The sequence below is a fragment of the Enterobacter sp. BWH52 genome (assembly GCF_001037565.1).
Lineage (GTDB): Bacteria > Pseudomonadota > Gammaproteobacteria > Enterobacterales > Enterobacteriaceae > Enterobacter > Enterobacter hormaechei_C.
In genome coordinates this window covers 3069427-3093262 of the sequence record NZ_KQ089854.1, presented here as the reverse complement: position 1 = coordinate 3093262, position 23836 = coordinate 3069427, and the positions used below count along the sequence as shown (strand labels likewise).

Sequence of the window (23836 nt, the reverse complement as noted above, 5' to 3'; positions counted from 1 at the left end):
GGCGCTTTTACTCCTTATTTAGCAAGACAAATGAGTATATCAGGCAATCCCTGTGAATAAAGCGTATAGGTTTACCTGTATCACCGCGGCTGTGTTATAATTTGCGACCTTTGAATCCGGGATACAGTAGAGGGATAGCGGTTAGATGAGCGACCTTGCGAGAGAAATTACACCGGTTAACATCGAGGAAGAGCTGAAAAGCTCCTATCTGGACTATGCGATGTCGGTCATTGTTGGCCGTGCGCTGCCGGACGTCCGCGATGGCCTGAAGCCGGTACACCGTCGCGTACTATACGCCATGAACGTATTGGGCAATGACTGGAATAAAGCCTACAAAAAATCTGCCCGTGTCGTTGGTGACGTAATCGGTAAATACCATCCTCATGGTGATTCCGCGGTGTACGACACCATTGTCCGTATGGCGCAGCCCTTCTCGCTGCGTTACATGCTGGTAGATGGTCAGGGTAACTTTGGTTCTATCGACGGCGACTCCGCCGCGGCAATGCGTTATACGGAAATCCGTCTGGCGAAGATTGCCCATGAGCTGATGGCTGACCTGGAAAAAGAGACGGTTGATTTCGTTGATAACTACGACGGCACGGAAAAAATTCCTGACGTCATGCCAACGAAGATCCCAAACCTGCTGGTGAACGGTTCGTCCGGTATCGCCGTCGGTATGGCAACCAACATTCCGCCGCACAATATCACGGAAGTGATCAACGGCTGCCTGGCCTACATTGACGATGAAGACATCAGCATTGAAGGGCTGATGGAACACATCCCGGGCCCGGACTTCCCGACGGCGGCAATCATCAATGGCCGTCGCGGTATTGAAGAAGCGTACCGTACCGGTCGCGGCAAGATTTACATCCGTGCCCGCGCCGAAGTGGAAGCGGACGCCAAAACCGGCCGTGAAACCATTATTGTTCACGAGATCCCGTATCAGGTGAACAAAGCGCGACTGATTGAAAAAATCGCCGAGCTGGTAAAAGAAAAACGCGTTGAAGGCATCAGCGCGCTGCGTGACGAGTCTGACAAAGACGGTATGCGCATCGTGATTGAAATCAAGCGCGACGCGGTGGGTGAAGTTGTGTTGAACAACCTTTACTCCCAGACTCAGCTTCAGGTCTCCTTCGGTATCAACATGGTTGCGCTGCACCATGGCCAGCCGAAGATCATGAACCTGAAAGAGATCCTGAGCGCGTTCGTGCGTCACCGCCGTGAAGTGGTGACTCGCCGTACCATCTTCGAACTGCGCAAAGCGCGCGACCGTGCCCATATCCTTGAAGCACTGGCCGTTGCGCTGGCGAACATCGACCCGATCATCGAGCTGATCCGCCGTGCGCCGACGCCAGCAGAAGCGAAGGCGTCGCTGGTTGCGCGTCCATGGGATCTGGGCAACGTGGCGGCGATGCTGGAACGTGCCGGCGATGACGCTGCGCGTCCTGAGTGGCTGGAGCCGGAATTCGGCGTGCGTGACGGTCAGTACTACCTGACTGAACAGCAGGCCCAGGCGATTCTGGATCTGCGTTTGCAGAAACTGACCGGCCTTGAGCATGAAAAACTGCTCGACGAGTACAAAGAGCTGCTGGAGCAGATTGCCGAGCTGCTGCATATCCTGGGTAGCGCAGAGCGCCTGATGGAAGTGATCCGTGAAGAGCTGGAGCTGGTTCGCGATCAGTTCGGCGACGAGCGTCGCACCGAAATCACGGCCAACAGCTCTGATATCAACATTGAAGATCTGATCAACCGCGAAGACGTGGTAGTGACGCTGTCTCACCAGGGCTACGTGAAGTATCAGCCGTTGACCGACTACGAAGCTCAGCGTCGGGGCGGTAAAGGCAAATCTGCGGCGCGTATTAAAGAAGAAGACTTCATTGATCGTCTGCTGGTGGCGAACACCCATGACACGATCCTCTGCTTCTCCAGCCGGGGCCGTCTGTACTGGATGAAAGTCTATCAGCTGCCGGAAGCAAGCCGTGGCGCGCGTGGACGTCCAATCGTCAACCTGCTGCCGCTGGAAGCGAACGAACGTATCACCGCCATTCTGCCAGTACGCGAGTACGAAGAGGGCGTGAACGTCTTTATGGCGACCGCGAGCGGTACCGTGAAGAAAACCGCGCTGACCGAATTCAGCCGTCCACGTTCCGCCGGGATTATCGCGGTGAACCTGAACGAAGGCGACGAACTGATCGGCGTGGATCTGACGTCCGGTTCTGATGAAGTGATGCTCTTCTCTGCCGCCGGTAAAGTGGTGCGCTTCAAAGAGAACGCCGTTCGCGCAATGGGTCGTACGGCGACCGGCGTGCGTGGTATCAAGCTGGCGGGTGAAGACTCCGTTGTTTCCCTGATCGTTCCTCGTGGCGAAGGCGCAATCCTGACCGTCACCCAGAACGGCTACGGTAAACGTACGGCGGAAAGCGAATACCCGACCAAGTCTCGCGGCACGCAGGGCGTTATCTCCATCAAAGTGACCGAGCGCAACGGTTCCGTTGTTGGCGCGGTGCAGGTGGACGACGCGGACCAGATCATGATGATCACCGATGCCGGTACGCTGGTGCGTACCCGCGTGTCAGAGATCAGCGTGGTAGGTCGTAACACCCAGGGCGTTATCCTCATCCGCACTGCGGAAGATGAAAACGTCGTCGGTCTGCAACGCGTTGCTGAGCCGGTGGATGACGAAGAGCTTGACTCTATCGACGGCAGCGTCGCGGAAGGGGATGATGAAATCGCCCCGGAAGCGGACACCGATGATGAAGCAGCGGATGACGCTGACGAGTAACGTCTCCTGACGCATAAAGGGCCGGTTTCCGGCCCTTTTGTTTTGCGCAAGCAGACAAGTGAACGTTGCGACAAGCCGCGTTTACCGCTACCTTAACCACATTCTTTTTGACCCCGACGGCGGAGCCTCGCCCCTTTGAAATACCTCGTCTCCTTTCGTACCACGTTAAAAGTCTCCCGCTATCTGTTTCGGGCGCTTGCGCTACTGCTATGGTTGCTGGTGGCACTGCTCTCGGTGTTTTACATCGTTAACGCGTTACACCAGAAAGAAGCGGAGATCCGCCAGGAGTTTAATTTGAGCTCGGATCAGGCTCAGCGCTATATCCAGCGTACGTCTGACGTGATGAAAGAGCTTAAGTATATTGCTGAGAATCGACTGACGGCGGAGAACGGCATTCTTGCCATCCGCGGTCGGGATGAAAAAACCGAAGTGCCTGATTTCGAACCGCTCTTCCCGGATTCCGATTGTTCCGCCATGGGCAAAGCCTGGCGTGGTTCACTGGAGTCCCTGTCATGGTTTATGCGCTACTGGCGCGATAACTTCTCGGCCGCTTACGATCTGAACCGCGTCTATCTGATTAGCAACGAAAATCTCTGCATGGCAGATTTCGGCCTGCGGGATATGCCCGTCGAACGTGAAGACGCGCTGAAAAGTCTGCATGAGCGCATAGTGAAATACCGTAATGCGCCTCAGGAAGAGCGCGGGAACAACATCTTCTGGATAAGCCAGGGGCCGCGCATGGGGGTCGGCTATTTCTATGCCCTGACTCCGGTTTACCTCGGAAACCGCCTGCAAGCGCTGCTGGGGATTGAACAAACCATCCGCATGGAAAACTTCTTCACGCCGGGCAGTCTGCCGATGGGCGTGACCATTCTGGATGAAAACGGCCATCCGCTCATCTCCCTTACCGGGCCTGAAAACCGCCTGAAGGTGGAACCCAACTGGATGCAGGAGCGGTCATGGTTTGGCTATACCTCCGGGTTCCGCGAGCTGGTGCTGAAGAAAAGTTTACCGCCATCGTCGCTGAGCATTGTCTACTCGCTGCCGGTGGACAAGGTCCTGGAGCGCATTCGCATCCTGATACTTAACGCCATTTTGCTGAACATCGCGGTAGGCGTCGCGCTGTTTATGCTGGCGAGAATGTATGAGCGGCGGATCTTTATTCCGGCGGAGGCGGATGCTCAGCGTCTGGAGGAGCACGAGCAGTTTAACCGTAAAATTGTCGCCTCGGCGCCGGTAGGGATCTGCATCCTGCGTACTCAGGACGGGACAAATATCCTCAGTAACGAGCTTGCCCATAACTACCTGAACATGCTCACGCATGAAGACCGTCAGCGGTTAACGCAGATCATCTGTGGGCAACAGGTTAACTTTGTGGATGTGCTGACCAGCACCCACACCAACCTGCAAATCAGCTTTGTCCATTCGCGCTACCGTAATGAAAACGTGGCGATTTGCGTGCTGGTGGACGTCTCTGCGCGCGTGAAAATGGAAGAGTCGTTGCAGGATATGGCGCAGGCGGCGGAGCAGGCCAGTCAGTCGAAATCGATGTTCCTCGCGACCGTCAGCCATGAGCTGCGTACGCCGCTGTACGGTATTATCGGTAACCTCGATCTGCTCCAGACCAAAGAGCTGCCGAAAGGGGTCGACCGGCTGGTGACGGCCATGAACAACTCGTCCAGCCTGCTGCTGAAAATCATCAGCGATATTCTCGACTTCTCTAAAATTGAATCCGAGCAGTTGAAAATAGAGCCGCGCGAGTTCTCCCCGCGCGAGGTGATGAACCATATCTGCGCCAACTATCTGCCGCTGGTGGTGCGTAAACAGCTTGGGCTGTACTGCTTTATCGAGCCGGATGTGCCCCTGACGCTGCATGGCGATCCGATGCGTCTGCAACAGGTCATATCAAACCTGCTGAGCAACGCCATCAAATTCACCGATATCGGCTGTATTGTGCTGCACGTGTGTCGGGCAGGGGAGTACTTGACCATTCGCGTGCGCGACACGGGGGTGGGGATTCCGGCGAAAGAAGTTGTTCGCCTGTTCGATCCGTTCTTCCAGGTGGGAACCGGCGTCCAGCGTAATTTTCAGGGGACCGGGCTAGGTCTGGCGATTTGCGAGAAGCTAATCAGCATGATGGACGGGGATATCTCCGTCGATACTGAGCCGGGTATGGGCAGCCAGTTCACCATTCGTATTCCGCTCTATTCGGCGCATTATCCGGCGAAAACCACGGTCGACGGCCTGAGCGATAAGCACTGCTGGCTGGCGGTGCACAACGCCTCCTTACATGATTTCCTGACCTCAATGCTGACCAGCAGCGGCGTGCGGGTTTCGCGCTACGAAGGCCAGACGCCGGGCGCGGATGACATGCTGATCACCGACGTTGAGCCGGAACAGGCGTGGGCGGGGCGCGGCGTGGTGATGTTCTGCCGCCGTCATATCGGTATTCCGCTTGAGCGTTCGCCTGGAGTATGGGTGCACAGCGTGGCGACACCGCACGAGCTGCTGGGCTTGCTGGCGCGCATTTACAGCGTGCAGCTTGAAGACAGCGACGGCGCCACCGTGCTGGCTTCCCCTGATGAGCTGGCGTCGGTGAACGACGATATGATGATTCTGGTCGTCGACGATCATCCGATTAACCGTCGTCTGCTCGCAGACCAGCTTGGCTCTCTGGGCTATCAGTGTAAAACGGCCAATGATGGCGTGGATGCCCTGAATGTCTTAAGTAAGAACCATATTGATATTGTGCTCAGCGATGTGAACATGCCTAACATGGACGGCTACCGTCTGACGCAGCGTATCCGGCAGCTGGGGCTGACGCTGCCGGTGGTGGGGGTGACAGCCAACGCGCTGGCGGAGGAGAAGCAGCGCTGTCTGGAGTCGGGAATGGACAGCTGCCTGTCGAAGCCGGTCACGCTGGATGTACTGAAGCAGACGCTATCCGTCTATGCGGAGCGGGTACGAAAAGCGAGACAATAAAAAAGGCCCGAAAGGGCCTTTTTTATGTGCCCGGCGGCGCTGCGCTTGCGCGGGCCTGCGGGGTTTGTAGGCCGGGTAAGCGCGAGCGCCACCCGGCATAGACAGCGAAGATCAGTCTTTGTCCGTTGCGCTCAGCGTCACGGAAGAGAGATAGTTCAGCAGGGCGATATCGTTATCCACACCCAGCTTCATCATCGCGGATTTTTTCTGGCTACTGATGGTTTTAATACTGCGGTTCAGCTTCTTGGCGATTTCAGTGACCAGGAAACCTTCAGCGAACAGACGCAGAACTTCACTCTCTTTAGGCGAGAGACGCTTGTCGCCATAACCACCCGCGCTGATTTTTTCAAGCAGGCGTGAGACGCTCTCAGGAGTGAATTTCTTCCCTTTCTGTAGCGCCGCCAGCGCTTTTGGAAGATCGGTAGGTGCGCCTTGTTTCAGCACAATCCCTTCAATATCGAGATCCAGAACGGCGCTCAGGATCGCCGGGTTATTGTTCATGGTCAGAACAATGATCGAAATGTCCGGGAAGTGGCGTTTAATGTATTTGATGAGCGTGATCCCATCACCGTATTTATCTCCAGGCATGGAGAGATCGGTAATGAGCACGTGCGCATCAAGTTTAGGCAGGTTGTTAATGAGGGCTGTGGAATCTTCAAATTCACCGACTACATTCACCCACTCGATCTGTTCAAGTGATTTGCGAATACCGAACAGTACAATCGGATGGTCATCGGCAATAATTACGTTCATATTGTTCATGTATAAGGCTACCTTGCTACAGCAAGCTCTTGACGTAAGCGTCAATGTCGCTGATGTATTTTTCAATGCCAGAGGCATCTTTCTCACGAATTAGATGTTCCAGCGTTTCACATAACTGCTTGCCGGGAACCAGATTAAGCATGGCAAACACCCCTTTAAGCCGGTGTGCTGTCTGTGCCAGCGCTGCAAAATCCTGCGCAGCGGACTCAGTATACAACCGCTTAACATCATCTGGTACTGTATCAACGAAGAGCGAATAATATCCGCTGGCATGGAGTTCGGCATTTTCATCGCCGCCTAACGGTGACTCCAGGATCTCTTCCTGCGCCAGATTCTCTTCAATCAGTTGTAATACAGCTTCCTGCATTGCATTGCTCATATTAAAGTTGACGCGCAGCTGCCCAGGGCCGATTTTCCGCACGCCTGGCTCATCATCGCTTAAAAGCAAGCCTGAGGCAGTAAGATTAGACGGATTATCAGTTAAAAATAGATCAAATTCTTGACTCGCGAGCCTTTCGTCCGGGGTAATGCAGGACGCACCCCAGTTTTCCAGCTGACGTACGACGATATTTCGGATCTCACTGGAGGTCACATCCACCATCACCACCACATCGTCCAGCAGACGCTCTTCATCCTCTTCCTGTGGATTCGCCGCCATTTTAACGTGTAAAGAGTAGCGGGTGCCGAGGGATTCGCGCGCCTTAATGTTCAGATGACCGCCCAGCTTACGCGCCAGCTGATCGCAAAGCCAGAAGGTGAGGGCATTCGCCTTACCGTAGTGGTCGCGCTGGGTATCGTTCAGGAACGGGAAGTGCAGGTTATCAATTTCGCTCACGGTCACGCCTTCGCCCGTATCCAGGATGCGGAACGTCAGACGATCGTCGGTGGACTCATCGGTGCTGACTTCAAGGGTGATCTTGCCGATCTGCGTCGTGGTGACGGCATACTGAATCAACATCATCAGGATGCGACGCAGGGCATCGCGATCGCCATGACGTTCGTCGTTGGCCGGTAAATGGTTGTTGATCAGCAGCTGGAGTCCCTTGCGCTTGATCACCGGCAGGACTTCCGGCACCACCTCATCAATCAGGTCCTGGATGGAGAAGAGCGTAGGGGTGCCCTTCCAGATGTCATTCTCCAGCATGTTCGCAAGCTGGATTTCGTCCACCAGACGAACCAGTGAATCGGCCTGGCTGCTTAGCTGTCGGCTTTCTGGCGTGCTCAGATCAGCAATCTGCGTGGCGAGTGACTTCAACGGCTGTTTAAAGGCATCGCCAATATTTTGCATAAACGCGGCGCGGCCATGCTGGTTTTTCTCGTACAGCCTTTGCGCCTGCTTGAGCTTTTTATTCACCAGCACTTCGCGATCCTGATCGCGAATGATGAAGATTTGCGTGCGCGACGCGACCTGACTGCGGAACTGACGGATCTCATACAGTTCATTATTAATGGTGGCCTGGATGACACCCTGATGCTGGTCCGCCATGGCCGTAATATTTTGCAGGTTAAGATGCGGCAGAAGGTGATCGGCAATTTTATTGCTCATTACCGTGCGGTTTGCCTCCTGATCGTGAACGAGCACCCCAAGCGGCAGCACGGAAATAATCTCTTCATTCAGGGCACGAAGAATGCGCAGCTCGTTGCTGGTCCCGGCTGATACCGACGTCGAGTCGCTCTGGCGGCCCGACTGGAAACGGAAGGTGCTGTAACCAAACAGCGCCAGCGCCAGCAGGCCGATATTCAGCAGCAGCGGCAGCAGAATGTTTTGCAGAGTATCAAGCATCAGGGTGCCAAAAGGCACCTGCCACACCAGACGCATACCGGTTGAGTTGAGCGATGAGGCAATCTCAATCTTTGAGCCATTAAATGAGATGGCTACGCTGTCCGCGCCTTCTTTATCCGACGGCGAGCGCATATTTTGGGTGCTGTTGTCTGGCTCCAGACGGAAGCTGTCCAGCGGCATATCCGGTGGGATGAGATCGTTAATCGGCAGGTCGAAGGCAACCACGGTCGCCAGATGGCCCGGCTGGTTAAAGGTGGTTCGCAGCGTGAAGTAGTGACCATTCTGCCAGGCAAGACGGCGTAATGACGAGAAACTTTCGCGCTCGTCCAGCGCGTTGGCCTGTTGCAACATTTCTGCCCGACGGGAATCGACAATACTGCCAACGGTGGTCTCTTTAAAGCCCGACGAGAGATCCTTAAGCGGCAGGGTCGAGATCAGGATCATGCTGTTGTCCTGACCGTTCAGGTAATACATGGACCACGGTACGGTCTCGGCGCCCCACAGGGTGTCCAGATAGGAGGAGATCCGCTGCGTCATCTCAAGCGTTGCGCTGTCGTGCGAGCCGAAAATCAGGGCTTCCGTCTTGCGCTGCGGTTTTTCAAGGTAATACACATCCTGCTTAAGGCGCGTTTCCTGCAACCCTTCGCCTGACGAGGTGGCAGGCGCGGCAGCGATATTGTCGTAGATTTGCCAGGTCGCATAGCGCCACGTATCAATGCGTTTATGCACCGCATGGGTGATATCGACGATTTGATAGCTTTTATCTTTAAGCCAGGTGTTAACGGCGCTCTGGATCATCACTCCCATTGTGACTAACAGCACAACGATCAACAGAAGAAAGAAACGGGTGATGCTGCCCGGTAGAAGGGAGAATTTGCTCGGGGCGGTAGTTTCAGTCTGACTCATCGATGTGTTTAACCCGTAATGGCCGCGCAGTAATGGGATAGGGCAGTATAAAGGGTAATAACTGAATTTCCAGCGTCGTTATCGGTATAACCTTGACTTTTTATCCGGGTAACCGGCTTCAACGTCCCCGGGTGAAAGGTGTACAAAACCCCGTGAAATGTATAAATACGCCATCGCACCGGCAGAAAAATAGCACGAATAAACAAGAAATTAATTTCGATAGCATAAAAACAATTAAGTGCAAGCCGTATTCGGGATTTAGTTAATAGTCGTTATCATTACCAAGCGGTAGCACATTAAATGTAGGTTGACGTAAAGAAAGGTAAAAAAAAACCGAATGCGAAGCATCCGGTTCAATTAGGGATAAACAGACATTCAGAACTGAATGACGGTAATAAATAAAGTTAATGATGATAGCGAGGGTTATTTTAGTGGTGTTGAAGGGAATTTTTTTGTCATTCAGTGCTGTACTGTTTTTTACGGCAATTTGCTGAATTTAATGCGATATATTTTTGTTTTGATTATCCGTGCTATATTTTTAAACTATTAATGCTCTGTAAAAGTTCCTCCAAATTTACAAATTGAAACATCTTGATGGTAAAGTGAAACATCTTCAAAGTTTTCGTATCATATTCCTGTTGGATTATTCTGCATTTTTGAGGAGAATGAACTTGCCGACTGGTTAAGAGGGTTGACCAGTAAGCAGTGGTAAATAATAAGGCATATAACAGAGGGTTAATAAAATGAAAGTTAAAGTACTGTCCCTCCTGGTACCAGCTCTGCTGGTGGCAGGCGCAGCAAATGCGGCTGAAATTTATAACAAAGACGGCAACAAATTAGATCTGTACGGTAAAGTGGATGGTCTGCACTATTTCTCTGATGACGACAGTGCAGACGGCGACCAGACCTACATGCGTCTGGGCTTCAAAGGCGAAACTCAGGTTAACGACCAGCTGACCGGTTACGGCCAGTGGGAATACCAGATCCAGGGTAACTCTGGTGAGAACGAAAACAACTCATGGACGCGTGTGGCGTTCGCAGGTCTGAAATTCGCTGATGCGGGTTCATTCGACTACGGTCGTAACTACGGCGTTGTTTACGATGTGACTTCATGGACCGACGTTCTGCCGGAATTCGGCGGCGACACCTACGGTTCTGACAACTTCATGCAGCAGCGTGGTAACGGCTTCGCGACCTACCGTAACCAGGACTTCTTCGGTCTGGTTGATGGTCTGAACTTCGCGTTGCAGTACCAGGGTAAAAACGGCAGCGCAAGCGGCGAAGGCCAGACCAACAACGGTCGTGACGCGCTGCGTCAGAACGGTGATGGCTACGGCGGCTCTCTGACCTACGATCTGGGCGAAGGCTTCGCTATCGGTACGGCAGTCACCAGTTCTAAACGTACTGCTGACCAGAACGCTGCGGGCTACTACGGTGAAGGCGATCGTGCAGAGACCTATACCGGTGGTCTGAAATACGACGCGAACAACATCTACCTGGCTGCACAGTATACTCAGACTTACAACGCGACCCGTGCGGGCGACCTGGGCTGGGCTAACAAAGCGCAGAACTTCGAAGTGGTTGCGCAGTATCAGTTCGACTTCGGTCTGCGTCCATCCGTGGCGTACCTGCAATCTAAAGGTAAGGACCTGGAAAACGGCTACGGCGACCAGGATCTGCTGAAATATGTTGATGTTGGCGCGACTTACTACTTCAACAAAAACATGTCCACCTACGTTGATTACAAAATCAACCTGGTTGATGAGAACGACTTCACTCGCGCAGCAGGTATCGGTACTGACGATATCGTCGCGCTGGGTCTGGTTTACCAGTTCTAATTGCTCATACAGCGACAAAGGGGCCATCAGGCCCCTTTTTTCATGCTTTTTTAGGGTCTTACAAATACGCTGTTTTAGTGTACTCTTGCCGCCCTGGCATGAGGATAATAACCAATGGATATGACTTTTTTACGCGCCAGCGTTCTGGCGACTTTTTTACTCCTGACCGCGTGTGACTCTTCCACACAGCCCGCAAAAATCGACGCACCCGCCGCGACGGTGCTGGAAGGGAAAACCATGGGGACCTTCTGGCGCGTCAGCGTGATGGATATTGATAAGTCCCGCGCTGAAGAACTACGCGGTAAAATTCAGGCGCAGCTGGATGCCGACGATCAGCTACTCTCTACCTATAAAAATGACTCAGCGCTGATGCGTTTCAATCGCTCCAGCAGCACCTCGCTGTGGCCGGTGAGCGAAGCAATGGCCGATATCGTCACGGAAGCCATGCGCGTGGGCTACAAAACCAACGGCGCAATGGATGTGACCGTGGGGCCGCTGGTGAACCTGTGGGGATTTGGCCCCAACAAGCAGCCGGTGACTACACCCGATCAAGCCGCCATCGACGACGCCCGCGCGCGTACAGGGTTACAGCATCTGGCGGTGATCTCCCAGTATGGTCAGCAATACCTGCAAAAAGATATTCCCGACCTGTTTGTGGATCTCTCCACGGTAGGCGAGGGGTATGCTGCGGATCATCTCTCGGCCCTGATGGCGCAGGAAGGCATTCCGCGTTATCTGGTTTCCGTCGGGGGCGCGCTCGTCAGCCGGGGCATGAACGCCAGCGGCAGGCCGTGGCGAGTGGCCATCCAAAAACCAACCGATCAGCAGAACGCGGTGCAGGCGATTGTCGACATCAACGGGCATGGTATCAGTACCTCCGGAAGCTACCGCAACTATTACGAGCTGGATGGCAAACGTATCTCGCACGTGATTGATCCGCAAACCGGACGCCCGATTACCCATAACCTGGTGTCCGTGACGGTGATAGCCCCAACCGCGCTGGAGGCGGATGCCTGGGATACCGGATTGATGGTGCTCGGCACGGAGAAGGCCAAAGAGGTAGTGCGTCAGGAAGGGCTGGCCGTCTATATGATCACTAAAGAGGCTGACGGATTTAAAACCTGGAGTTCGCCGCAGTTCAACAGCTTCCTGGTGAGCGAAAAAAATTAAAAAGCAAGGTTGCGGGTTTTTGTTCGGTGGCGTTCAGGCAAGCTGAGCGTATGCTTGTAAGAGGAGCCGATGATGAAAAACACAACCTATCTTACCGATGAGGATCGCTGGCAGGCCGTACTGGCCCGCGATCCGCGTGCGGATAACCAGTTTGTCTTTGCCGTGCAGACGACCGGCATTTATTGTCGTCCGTCCTGCCGCGCCCGCCACGCGCTGCGTAAAAATGTCTGCTTTTATCCTGATGCTCACCAGGCCGCGCAGGCGGGTTTCCGCCCCTGTAAGCGCTGTAGGCCGGACCAGGTCGACCCTATGGCGCAGAAAAAGGCCAACATTGCGCTGGCCTGTCGACTGCTTGAACAGGATGCCGCGCTGAACCTGGAGGCACTGGCGCAGCAGGTTGCCATGAGTCCGTTCCATTTCCACCGCTTGTTTAAATCCGTCACCGGCATGACGCCGAAAGCATGGCAGCAGGCCGCGCGTGAACAACGCCTGCGCACCCTGCTTGCACAGGGCGGTAAAATCACCGACGCCGTACTGGCCGCTGGCTTTCCGGACGGCAGCAGTTACTACCGTAAAGCCAACGGCGCGCTGGGCATGACGGCAAAACAGTACCGCAACGGAGAGGCTGCGGTCCGCTATGCCATCAGTGACTGCTCGCTGGGCCGCTGTCTGGTGGCGGAAAGCGAGCGCGGGATCTGCGCAATACTGCTGGGTGATGACGACGCCGGGCTGACGGCTGAGCTGCTGTCACTGTTTCCGCTTGCCGTCCGTGAACCGATGGAAGGCGCATTTGCCGGGCGTGTTCGTCAGGTGATTGCCTCTGTCGACAGCCGCGCGACGCCGCTGACGCTGCCGCTGGATATCCGGGGTACCGCCTTCCAGCAGCAGGTCTGGCAGGCGCTGCGGGCTATCCCCTGCGGTGAAACGGCAAGCTATCAGCAGGTGGCAAAGGCCATTGGTAAACCCAATGCCGTACGTGCCGTGGCGGGGGCCTGCGGTGCCAACAAACTGGCGATAGTCATCCCCTGTCACCGCGTGGTGCGTAACGACGGCGCGCTGTCGGGTTATCGCTGGGGCGCAGCGCGTAAGGTGCTATTGTTGAAACGTGAGGCGAACAACCCGGAGGAATAATGCTCGATCTTTTTGCTGATGCTGAACCCTGGCAGGAGTCGCTCGCGCCGGGGGCGACGATCCTGAGACGCTTCGCGCTTTCCCGCGCGGCGGCGCTATTCGACGGCATTAAAGCCGTCACCACCCGTTCGCCGTTTCGCCATATGGTTACGCCAGGCGGGTATACCATGTCCGTGGCGATGACCAACTGCGGCGAACTGGGATGGGCGACGAATGAGCGGGGCTATGTATATGCCGCGTACGATCCGCTGACGGATCAGCCGTGGCCGCCGATGCCGGAGGCGTTTCAGGCGCTGTGTCATGATGCCGCCGTGGCGGCCGGCTATCCTGATTTTCGACCCGATGCCTGTCTTATTAACCGCTATGCCGTTGGGGCAAAGCTCTCCTTGCATCAGGATAAGGACGAGCCGGACCTGCGCGCGCCGATTGTCTCGGTATCCCTTGGGCTGCCCGCTGTCTTTCAGTTTGGCGGCCTGCGGCGCAACGACCCGCTCAAACGGCTGATGCTGGAGCATGGCGATGTGGTGGTCTGGGGCGGTGAATCACGGCTTTTTTATCACGGTATTCAGCCGCTTAAACCAGGCGATCACCCGGTGGCGGGGGCGTTTCGCTACAACCTCACGTTCCGCCAGGCAGCGTACAGAGAATAAAAATAAGAATTATTCTTGATGTGTGTGAAAGGCAGTTTACACTGCTGGCTGATTTTTCTTGTCCGGATTGCTCTGCATGCAACTACTTCTTCTTGTCTGGCGGCAGTATCGCTGGCCTTTTATCGCGGTGATGGCGTTAAGCCTTGCCAGCGCGGCGCTGGGGATCGGCCTGATTGCCTTCATTAACGTGCGTTTGATCGAAATGGTCGACACGTCACTCTCCGTCCTGCCGGAATTTCTGGGTTTACTGCTGCTGCTGATGGCAGTCACGCTCGGGTCACAGCTGGCGCTGACCGCGCTCGGCCACCACTTCGTTTTCCGTCTGCGCAGTGAGTTCATCAAACGGATCCTTGATACTCAAGTGGAGCGCATCGAACAGCTGGGAAGTGCTTCTCTGCTGGCGGGGCTGACCAGCGATGTGCGCGCCATTACCATCGCCTTTGTGCGCCTGCCGGAGCTGGTGCAGGGGATCATCCTGACCTTTGGCTCGGCAGCCTATCTCGCCTGGCTCTCCAGCAAAATGCTGGCGGTAACGGCGCTGTGGATTGTTATTACCATCTGGGGCGGGTTCCTGCTGGTATCACGCGTCTATAAGCACATGGCGGTGCTGCGCGAAACGGAAGACAAGCTCTATAACGATTACCAGACGGTGCTGGAAGGGCGCAAAGAGCTGACGCTGAACCGCGAGCGCGCCGAACATATCTTCAACCATCTCTATATCCCGGATGCGCACGAATATCGTCATCACATTATTCGCGCCGATACGTTCCACCTGAGCGCCGTGAACTGGTCCAACATCATGATGCTGGGCGCGATTGGCCTGGTGTTCTGGATGGCGAACAGCCTGGGGTGGGCGGATACCAACGTGGCGGCAACCTACTCCCTGACGCTGCTGTTTTTACGCACGCCGCTGCTGTCGGCCGTTGGCGCACTGCCGACGCTGCTGAGCGCACAGGTGGCCTTCAACAAGCTGAAGAAATTCGACCTTGCGCCGTTTAAGGCTGAGTTCCCGCGCCCGCAGGCCTTCCCGAACTGGCAAACGCTGGAGCTGCGTAACGTTACCTTCCGCTATCAGGATAACGCCTTCTCAGTGGGGCCGATCAACCTGACCATTCACCGCGGCGAACTCCTGTTCCTGATCGGCGGTAACGGCAGCGGCAAATCCACGCTGGCGATGCTGCTGACGGGCCTCTACCAGCCGCAGTCGGGTGAAATTTTGCTGGATGGTAAAGCGCTGAGCGCGGAGAAACCGGAGGACTACCGCAAGCTCTTCTCGGCGGTATTTACCGACGTCTGGCTGTTCGACCGGCTGCTGGGACCGGAAGGGCAGCAGGCGGATCCGGCGCTGGTGGAGAAGTGGCTTGCGCACCTGCAAATGTCGCACAAGCTGGAGCTTCAGGATGGCAAAATCCTGAATCTCAAGCTGTCGAAAGGGCAGAAGAAGCGCGTGGCGCTGCTGCTGGCGCTGGCCGAAGAGCGCGACATCATCCTTCTGGATGAGTGGGCCGCCGATCAGGACCCGCACTTCCGTCGCGAGTTTTATCAGGTCCTGCTGCCGCTGATGCAGGCGATGGGAAAAACCATTTTTGCCATCAGCCATGACGATCACTACTTCATTCACGCCGACCGTCTGCTGGAGATGCGCGACGGCAAGCTGAGCGAGCTGACCGGCGATGAGCGCGATGCGGCGTCACGGGACGCGGTGGCGCGTACGGCCTGATTGCAATTGTGCCGGGTGAACCCCGGCACACTAATTTTTTCATATATGCCGTTTTTTTCTCCATCCCGACCCGCCGTTTATTCTTATTTACATATCCCCGCGCTATGCTTAACGCCAACTCATTTAATGGATTTATGATTGATGTCGGTATTAAAGAAAAACAGCGCCAGGCAGCGTGACCAGGAGCGTGCGCGGCTCATCTGGCTCCTGACGACTGATAAAGCGGTCACGTCAACGTTATTGGGTAAGCTAACCCTGGCTGAGCAATATGATGTCGGCACGCTGGCCGACGATATTGCTGAGGTAGGTGCGCTGGTTGCACATTTACCACCTCCGGATCTGGCGGACACCCTGGAGGCATTGCCTTCCGAGGAGCGCCACGCCCTGTGGCGGCTGGTGCAGGATCACGAGCGTGGTCAGGTGCTGCTTGAAGCCTCGGAAAACGTCTGGGATGACCTTATCGATGAGATGAGCGACCGGGACATTCTTGACGCACTGCAAACGCTGGATATCGATGAGCAGATTTACCTCGTTCAGCACCTTCCGCGAAACCTGACCGGACGCCTGCTGGCTTCCCTGCCTGCCGAAGAGCGGGCGCGCGTGCGTCAGGTGATGCACTACGAGAAAAACAGCGTCGGCGCGATCATGGAGTTTGGCGTCATCACCGTGCGTCCGGACGTCACCCTGGGGACGGTGCAGCGCTATCTTCGTCGCCTGGGCAGTATGCCGGACAACACCGATAAACTGTTCGTCACCTCGCGGGATAAAACCCTGCTCGGGGAGCTGGAGCTGAAAACGATCCTGCTGAACAGCACCCAGCAGCGGGTGAGTGAGGTCATGGAAACCGAGCCGATGGTCTTCTCGCCGGAAGACGATGCCGAAAAAGCGGCGCGTACTTTCGAACGTGATGACCTGGTGAGCGCGGCGGTGGTGGATTCGGTGGGCAAGCTGATGGGGCGTCTGACCATCGATGAGATCGTTGACGTGGTCTATGAAGAGACCGATAACGACCTGCGTGCCCTTGGCGGGATCAGTGCCGAAGACGATGTTCATGCCTCCGTCGGCAAGGCCGTCAAAACCCGCTGGGCGTGGCTCGCCATCAATTTATGCACCGCGTTCGTGGCGTCCCGCGTTATTGACGGCTTCGAACATACCATTTCCCAGCTGGTGGCCCTGGCGTCGCTGATGCCGATTGTGGCGGGGATCGGCGGGAACACCGGCAACCAGACTATCACCATGATCGTTCGCGCCCTGGCGCTGGAAAACATTCAGCCGGGTAATTTTTCGTGGCTGATTTTCAGGGAGATGGGCGTCGCGCTGATTAACGGCCTGGTCTGGGGCGGCATCATGGGCGGCATTACCTGGTGGCTGTACGATGATATGGCGCTGGGCGGGGTCATGATGCTGGCGATGGTGCTGAACCTGCTGGTGGCGGCGATGATGGGCGTGATTATCCCATTGACGATGACCCGGCTGGGGCGCGACCCCGCGGTGGGGTCGAGCGTGATGATCACCGCCATTACCGATACCGGCGGTTTCTTTATTTTTCTTGGACTGGCGACGATTTTTCTTCTGTAGCCAGTGCTTTTTGCTTAAGTCGGGCAGGGAGGATGAACATCATCACAATCCCGCCCAGCACGCCAATCGCCAGGTTGCCGGTGTAAACCGTTGCCACAACCGTCACCAGCATCACGACGGTTTCAGCCACCGGCGCGTTTTTCAGCGTTCCGGGCTGAACGCTATGCCAGCTAAAGGTCTTGACGGCCACAATGGCCATAATACCCGCCAGTACCGCCATCGGGATTTTGGCCATCACCTCGCTGAGCGCCGTAACCAGCACCAGCAGTACGATACCCGCCGCAAGGGTGGAGATACGGCTTCTGCCTTTCCCCATCTCCACGTTTACGATGGTCTGCCCAATCATCGCGCAGCCCGCAATGCCACCGTAGAACCCGGCCATAATATTCCCCACGCCCAGACCGATGCTCTCGCGACGCTTACTGGAGGGGGTCGCGGTCAGTTCATCCACCAGTTTTGCCGTCAGCAAGGATTCCAGCAGGCCAACGAAAGCGATACTTAGCGCGCACGGCCAGATAATGCTCAGGGTTTCCAGATTGAGCGGCACCAGCAGTTGCGTAAAGCCCGGCAAACCGCCGCTCATGGAGCCTTCATCCCCTACCGTCGGCAGAATTTGCCCGCTGGTGACGGTGAACAAAGTCAGCAGCACAATGGCAATCAGCGGGGAGGGCACGCTTTTGATATAGCGTGGCACCCACAGCACAATCAGCAGCGTCAGCACGAACAGGCCCACAATCACCGGGCTTCGGCTCCAGAAATGGGGCACCTGGGCAAAGAAAATCAAAATGCCAAGGGCGTTAACAAACCCGGTCATCACCGACTGGGGAATAAAGCGCATCAGCCGCGCCATACCCAGCGCGCCGAACAGGATCTGAATCATGCCTGCCATCACCACCGCGGGCAGAATGTACTGTACGCCGTGTTGATGGACCATCGGGCCAATCACCAGCGCGACGGAACCTGCCGCCGCCGTCACCATGGCCGGACGCCCGCCGAGCAGGGAAAGGGCGAAACAGAGCACCACGGAGGCGATAAGACTCACTTTCGGATCCACGCCCGCGACCACGGAAAACGAAATCACTTCCGGGATCAGCGCCAGCGCGGTAATCACACCGGCCAGGGTTTCGCGCATCAGACGGTGAGGCGAACGTAAAACAGTGGCGACATGGCCTTCTTGAGGTAAAGACGAGTGGGGTAATGACATAACAATTCGCTGGTAGGGGCAGGCTTCCGTGCGCGCGATCACAAAGTGCAGCATCATAGCCAGGAAAATCGTCGGGTGCCAGCCTGTCTGCCAAAACCCTACAAACAATCCATCATTAAATTTCACAATTACAATAATTTCGTAACCTTTAAACAATATTTAAAAGTTGCTACCGTGCCACCGCAGCGTGTTTCACCTGTAATTTCCACGCATCAAGCACTATTCAACTAAGGCATAAATGATGAAAAAAATGACTGCCGTGCTCTTTTCTCTGGCCGTGGGGCTGAACGCCGTCTCGCTGGCGGCGAAGGCTGACGCACCAAAAGAGCAGGAAACGGATGTCCTTTTAATTGGTGGCGGCATCATGAGCGCCACGCTGGGAACGTATCTTCAGGAATTAGAGCCGAACTGGTCCATGACCATGGTCGAGCGCCTCGATGGCGTGGCACAGGAAAGCTCTAACGGCTGGAATAACGCCGGGACGGGGCACTCGGCACTCATGGAACTGAACTATACGCCGCAGAAAAAGGACGGTTCCATTAGTATCGAGAAGGCGGTTGAGATCAACGAAGCGTTCCAGATCTCACGTCAGTTCTGGTCTCACCAGGTGAATAGCGGTGTGTTGCACAATCCGCACTCCTTCATCAACACCGTACCGCACATGAGCTTTGTGTGGGGCGATCAAAACGTCAACTTCCTGCGCGCGCGCTACGCTGCCCTGCAACAGAGCACGCTTTTCCGCGGGATGAAATACTCTGAAGATCACGCTCAAATCAAAGAGTGGGCGCCGCTGGTCATGGAAGGCCGCGATCCGAACCAGAAAGTGGCGGCGACCCGCACTGAAATTGGTACTGACGTTAACTACGGTGAAATCACCCGTCAGCTGGTGGCCTCTCTGAAGAAAAAAGAGAACTTTAACCTGCAACTCAGCTCCGAAGTGCGTGGTTTCAAGCGCAATGCGGATAACAGCTGGAGCGTGACCGTTGCCGATCTGAAAAACAACGAAGCCGAACATGTGATTAAGGCCAAGTTCGTGTTTATCGGTGCGGGCGGCGCAGCGCTGAAACTGTTGCAGGAGTCCGGTATTCCGGAAGCGGACGACTACGCCGGCTTCCCGGTTGGCGGCCAGTTCCTTGTGTCGGAAAACCCGGAAGTGGTTAACCGTCATCTGGCGAAAGTGTACGGTCAGGCCTCTGTGGGCGCACCACCGATGTCCGTTCCGCATATCGACACCCGCATGCTGGACGGTAAGCGTGTAGTGCTGTTCGGGCCGTTCGCCACATTCTCCACCAAGTTCCTGAAAAACGGTTCCCTGTGGGATCTGTTGAGCGCGACCACAACGTCAAACGTCAAGCCAATGATGGACGTGGGGCTGGATAACTTCGATCTGGTGAAATACCTGATTAGCCAGGTGATGCTCTCTGATGAAGAACGCTTCGAGGCGCTGAAAGAGTACTATCCGCAGGCGAAGAAAGAAGACTGGCGTCTGTGGCAGGCAGGTCAGCGTGTGCAGATCATCAAACGCGATCCGAAAGAGGGCGGCGTGTTGCGTCTGGGTACCGAAGTGGTAAGCGATAAGGATGGCACCATTGCCGCGCTGCTGGGGGCATCTCCGGGGGCGTCTACCGCTGCGCCAATCATGCTGCACCTGATGGAAAAAGTGTTTAAGGACAAAGTATCCAGCCCGGAATGGCAGGCGAAGCTGAAAACCATTATTCCATCCTACGGTACGAAGCTGAACGGTAACGTTGAGGCCACGGAACAAGAGCTGGAATACACCAGCCGCGTTCTGCAACTGCAATACGTCAAACCGCAGGCTGCGGATGCTGCGCCAAAGGCAGAGCTGAAGCCTCAGGCGGAAAGCAAGCCGGTAGCGGATATCGCGCTGTAAGATAAACGCAAAACGGTAACATCCGTTACCGTTTCTAGTGTTTTCTCCCTCTCCCTGTGGGAGAGGGTTGGGGTGAGGGTGCCAGAACGCACCCTTTCCAGGTCGGGTAAGCGTGAGCGCCACCCGACTTATTTTTAACGAACTACCGCTTGTCCTACCGTCTCATCCGCCTTCCATACGCGATATTTCACATCCACGTTTTCCGGCGTATATACGACGATCGGCAGCTTGCTGTTATAGCGCAGCAGACTGTTATCGCCCAGATACGCGGTAATAAATTTCTTCTCTTTCTTGCCGTCCGGGCACGCCATCATGGTGGAGACTGGCGAGGTTACTTTGTCGAAGACATAGTAGTCATAGCCCCAGCCTTCCAGCGTTTTGCTTTCCAGCTGGCCGCCCAGACGATGCTGGTTGCAGTCCACTTCCAGCGTCTGGCCGATTAACAGCTCAACTTTGAAATTTGCTTCATCCTGCTGAGCCGGGAGCTGAATAACCTGGCGCTTCATCCCTTTGTCCGCTTGCGGATACGGAGCAACTTTTTCCAGCGGCTGCTCTTTCTGGGTTTCGCTGGCGAAAGCACTGCTGCTGGCGCACGCAGCGGCGATGAGGGCGATGGCAAATTTAGGTGCGTTTTTCACTGTCATTCCTTTTTGTTAAAACGATCCTGGAAAGACTAACATAATATACGTGAATGGTTGGCGTAATTTACTCACATTTTCATTTTAAACGGAGTAATGCACTGCTTTTGTGTTCTTTTATTGGTGTTTAATGCTGTGGTGGAGTCGATGCGGCGATCGTGTTATTTTACGCGTTAATTATTGTTATTTATCTGTAAAGGGAGGAGATATGGTACGGGAAAAACTGAAGACACCTGAAGGCCGCAAGTTCCTGCTGGCGTTACTGGTTGTGTTTATGATTGCTGCTGCATGCGTGGGGCGAGCAACCATTGTCGGTGTGATTGAGCAGTACAACATCCCGCTATCTGCCTGGACAACCAGCATGTTTGTCCTGCAATCGGCGATGATCTTTGTTTACAGCCTGGTGTTCACCGTGCTGCTGGCGATTCCGCTGGGGATTTTCTTTCTCGGTGGGCGTGAAAAACACTAAGCATTGCGCATGCGGAGACAGGCAATAAAAAACCAGCCATAAGCGGCTGGTTTTTTTGTGTAGTTTTGGTCGGCACGAGAGGATTTGAACCTCCGACCCCCGACACCCCATGACGGTGCGCTACCAGGCTGCGCTACGTGCCGACGCATAAAAGGAATACTACTCTATTCCTTTTTGAATGCAAGGGGCAAGCAACGCTAACTGATTCATAAATAATCAGTTAGCGATAAAGCGCTTCTCGTCTGTCAGCACCTGCAACAGCAAACTGAGCTGCGGTTTCTGGTCTTTCAGCTTCTCACCTTCGAGGCTATACGTCTGGTAATTGCCGTTGCTGTTCAACACCAGGGACAACGTCGGTGTGGTCACCACCAGCGTGTTTCCGCCAGCAGCCGTGACCCAGTTATGACGCCGCGTGGCGCTAAAGAGGTCTTGGCCCTGCGAGTACTCAATTGCCGGTGTGCTGACGTGCAGCAGCCGCTGCATTAACGTGGTCATGACGTCTTTATGGTCGGTCAGCATGTTGATGCGCTGCGCGGGAGTGCCTGGCCAGTGGATCACCAGGGGAACATGCAGGTTCGGACGCGACCACTCCATGCCCTTCGCCTCCTCGCCGAGCGGCACGCCATGCCCCGCCGTGATAATCACGACCGTATTATCCAGCTTGCCCGCGTCGCGCAGGGCGGTCAGCACGCGGCCGATCTGCGCATCAACATCGCCCGCCGCACGGCTATAGCGGCGCGCGAAGCCTTTCTGATTGCTGTCATCAAGCGTTGTGCCGTTAAACGCAACCCAGGAGAACCAGCGGTTATCTTCCTGCGCATAGCGCTTCAGCCAGTCTATCCACTGGTCAGCGGTCCGATCGTCAGACTGGCTCTGCGCGGCGGGCAGTGAGAAATCAGACAGCAGCGCCTGGCGGTACAGCGAGCTGTTGAAACCATCAGAGGCGAACAGCCCCAGCTGGTAGCCCTGCTGATTAAGCCCGGTAATCAATGCCGCCGGAATACGGGCCGACAGCACGCCGTCCATATAGCTCGGTGAAATGCCATAGAACAGGCCGAAAATACCCGCGTCGGTCGAATTACCGGAGCTCATATGCTGAGTGAATACGATATTGTTCTCAGCGAATTCAGCCAGCGCTGGCATCTGCTTCTCATAGCGGGAATAGTTCAGGCCATCGACGGTAATCAGCAGCACGTTCTGACCGCGCCCCATGTCGCGATATTTCAGATCGCTCAGGGGATACTGCACGCTGACCGCTTCCGGATTACCCTGTTCGACCAGACGACGCTGATACTCCTGCGCGTCCAGCAGGCCGTGTTTTTCGAGGAAACGACGCGCCGTCATCGGATAGGAGAGCGGCAGGTTTGCGCGCTGCATGGTAATCGGGCGGTAGAAGTTCGCATCTGCCCAGATATACATCAGGTGCGAACCGATAAATGAGGCGAAAAAGAGCGCCGCGACGGGCTTCGCATAATGGCGGCGTCGGGTCAGACTGCGGAGTTTTTGCCAGCTCCACGTGGCGAACAGCATTTCGATCAGCAGGATAATCGGCACGCTGATAAACATCAGCTGCCAGTCGCGCGCGGTCTCGTTCTGATCCGGGTTAATCACCAGCTCCCAGACGACAGGATTCAGGTGCAGGTGGAATCGGGTAAAGACTTCGCTGTCGATCAGCAACAGCGTCATGCCCGCCGTTGCAAGAATGGCAGACAGGAAGCGCATCAGCCGCTGCGACATGACGATAAACGTCAGTGGGAACAGGATCAGCAGATAGGTGGCGAAGACCAGAAAGCTAAAGTGACCCACAAGGCTCATCCACGAGTAGACGCGCCCGGTTAATGTGGTTGGCCAGTCCGCCACAAACAGATAACGGCAGCCGAGCACCATCGCCAACAGAATGTTGAACAGGGCAAACCAGTGCCCCCAGCTGACCATCTGGGAGACTTTTTCACGGTAGCGCTGACGATTCGTCACCATAAACTGTTGTTCGTTTCCCTTAGTGTGCCTGGTCGTCGCTAACGGAGGACTGCAAAGCCTGGGCGAAAGATTTGGCGATCGCCTGACGCTGAGCCGGAGCAACGCTGGTATTGATCAGGTTGGTAACCATATTTCCCAAAACCATCAGGGAGAGATCGGTTGGCGTTTTATGTTTTTCCAGTACGTTGACCAGCTCACTGAGCAGTTGTTCAACGTGTTCGTCACTGTAGCGGGAATGTTGTGGCATAAATCAAAATCAGTTTGTTGAGAGAAGGGCGACATATTACCGTAGCAACAGCTTTTTTTCCCCTTTTTTATCTTCTGTTGCACACATGCGTTGGTGGTGGTTGAATAC

At 55.2% G+C, this 23836-nt stretch carries 16 protein-coding genes and 1 tRNA gene; 10 read left to right on the top strand and 7 right to left on the bottom strand.

Going from position 1 to position 23836, the window contains the following annotated elements:
* Positions 1-145: 145 nt before the first annotated feature.
* Positions 146-2782, top strand: coding sequence for a DNA topoisomerase (ATP-hydrolyzing) subunit A (gene gyrA / locus SK47_RS14590; RefSeq protein WP_015572288.1), 2637 nt, complete (start codon positions 146-148; stop codon positions 2780-2782).
* Positions 2783-2917: 135 nt separating this feature from the next.
* Entirely contained in the window at positions 2918-5764 is a 2847-nt protein-coding gene (gene rcsC, locus SK47_RS14585; protein ID WP_003859407.1) for a two-component system sensor histidine kinase RcsC, read from the top strand.
* Positions 5765-5875: 111 nt separating this feature from the next.
* Here rcsC and rcsB read toward each other — a convergent pair whose 3' ends face one another.
* Positions 5876-6526: a response regulator transcription factor RcsB gene (gene rcsB / locus SK47_RS14580; RefSeq protein ID WP_003859405.1), complete on the bottom strand. Its 651-nt coding sequence runs from the start codon at positions 6524-6526 to the stop codon at positions 5876-5878.
* A 16-nt stretch (positions 6527-6542) separates the two neighbouring features.
* Positions 6543-9215, bottom strand: a complete 2673-nt coding sequence (rcsD, locus tag SK47_RS14575; RefSeq protein WP_003859403.1) for a phosphotransferase RcsD — start codon at positions 9213-9215, stop codon at positions 6543-6545.
* Positions 9216-9958: 743 nt separating this feature from the next.
* Between rcsD and SK47_RS14570 the strand changes: the two genes are divergently transcribed.
* The 6 genes from SK47_RS14570 to mgtE all read left to right on the top strand — a co-directional run bounded on the left by SK47_RS14570 (position 9959) and on the right by mgtE (position 17302).
* Positions 9959-11053: a porin OmpC gene (locus SK47_RS14570; RefSeq protein WP_023304135.1), complete on the top strand. Its 1095-nt coding sequence runs from the start codon at positions 9959-9961 to the stop codon at positions 11051-11053.
* Positions 11054-11167: 114 nt separating this feature from the next.
* The gene (gene apbE, locus SK47_RS14565; RefSeq protein ID WP_048244565.1) at positions 11168-12223 is read left to right on the top strand and encodes an FAD:protein FMN transferase ApbE; all 1056 of its coding nucleotides are present in this window, start codon (positions 11168-11170) and stop codon (positions 12221-12223) included.
* 72 nt (positions 12224-12295) lie between these two features.
* A complete protein-coding gene (ada, locus tag SK47_RS14560) occupies positions 12296-13354 on the top strand; it encodes a bifunctional DNA-binding transcriptional regulator/O6-methylguanine-DNA methyltransferase Ada (RefSeq protein WP_045345848.1) in 1059 nt (352 codons plus the stop codon).
* Positions 13354-14004, top strand: a complete 651-nt coding sequence (gene alkB, locus SK47_RS14555; RefSeq protein WP_045343033.1) for a DNA oxidative demethylase AlkB — start codon at positions 13354-13356, stop codon at positions 14002-14004. The genes ada and alkB overlap by 1 nt, the downstream gene beginning before the upstream one ends.
* A 76-nt stretch (positions 14005-14080) precedes the next feature.
* Complete coding sequence (locus SK47_RS14550; protein WP_003859392.1) at positions 14081-15724, top strand: multidrug ABC transporter permease/ATP-binding protein; 1644 nt, start codon at positions 14081-14083, stop codon at positions 15722-15724.
* Between the two features lie 141 nt (positions 15725-15865).
* Positions 15866-17302, top strand: a complete 1437-nt coding sequence (gene mgtE / locus SK47_RS14545; RefSeq protein ID WP_006811337.1) for a magnesium transporter — start codon at positions 15866-15868, stop codon at positions 17300-17302.
* Here the strand turns inward: mgtE and SK47_RS14540 are convergent.
* Positions 17265-18560 carry a SulP family inorganic anion transporter gene (locus tag SK47_RS14540; RefSeq protein ID WP_053071094.1) on the bottom strand — a complete coding sequence of 432 codons (1296 nt, stop codon included), beginning with the start codon at positions 18558-18560 and terminating at the stop codon, positions 17265-17267. The two genes, mgtE and SK47_RS14540, sit on opposite strands and share 38 nt — an antisense overlap.
* Positions 18561-18747: 187 nt before the next feature.
* Here SK47_RS14540 and mqo point away from each other — a divergent pair, with 187 nt between their 5' ends.
* The gene (gene mqo / locus SK47_RS14535) at positions 18748-20397 is read left to right on the top strand and encodes a malate dehydrogenase (quinone) (RefSeq protein WP_003859385.1); all 1650 of its coding nucleotides are present in this window, start codon (positions 18748-18750) and stop codon (positions 20395-20397) included.
* A 134-nt stretch (positions 20398-20531) separates the two neighbouring features.
* On the opposite strand, the gene eco is transcribed toward mqo, so the two are convergent.
* A complete protein-coding gene (gene eco, locus SK47_RS14530) occupies positions 20532-21041 on the bottom strand; it encodes a serine protease inhibitor ecotin (RefSeq protein ID WP_032609713.1) in 510 nt (169 codons plus the stop codon).
* 202 nt (positions 21042-21243) lie between these two features.
* On the opposite strand from eco, the gene SK47_RS14525 reads away from it, so the two are divergent.
* Positions 21244-21504 carry a DUF2534 family protein gene (locus tag SK47_RS14525; RefSeq protein ID WP_006811332.1) on the top strand — a complete coding sequence of 87 codons (261 nt, stop codon included), beginning with the start codon at positions 21244-21246 and terminating at the stop codon, positions 21502-21504.
* Between the two features lie 66 nt (positions 21505-21570).
* Here the strand turns inward: SK47_RS14525 and SK47_RS14520 are convergent.
* The 3 genes from SK47_RS14520 to SK47_RS14510 all read right to left on the bottom strand — a co-directional run bounded on the left by SK47_RS14520 (position 21571) and on the right by SK47_RS14510 (position 23728).
* Positions 21571-21647: transfer RNA gene (locus SK47_RS14520), tRNA-Pro, on the bottom strand.
* 73 nt (positions 21648-21720) lie between these two features.
* A complete protein-coding gene (yejM, locus tag SK47_RS14515; protein ID WP_047054729.1) occupies positions 21721-23481 on the bottom strand; it encodes an LPS biosynthesis-modulating metalloenzyme YejM in 1761 nt (586 codons plus the stop codon).
* Positions 23482-23500: 19 nt separating this feature from the next.
* Positions 23501-23728, bottom strand: coding sequence for a YejL family protein (locus SK47_RS14510; protein ID WP_001135586.1), 228 nt, complete (start codon positions 23726-23728; stop codon positions 23501-23503).
* Positions 23729-23836: the final 108 nt, after the last annotated feature.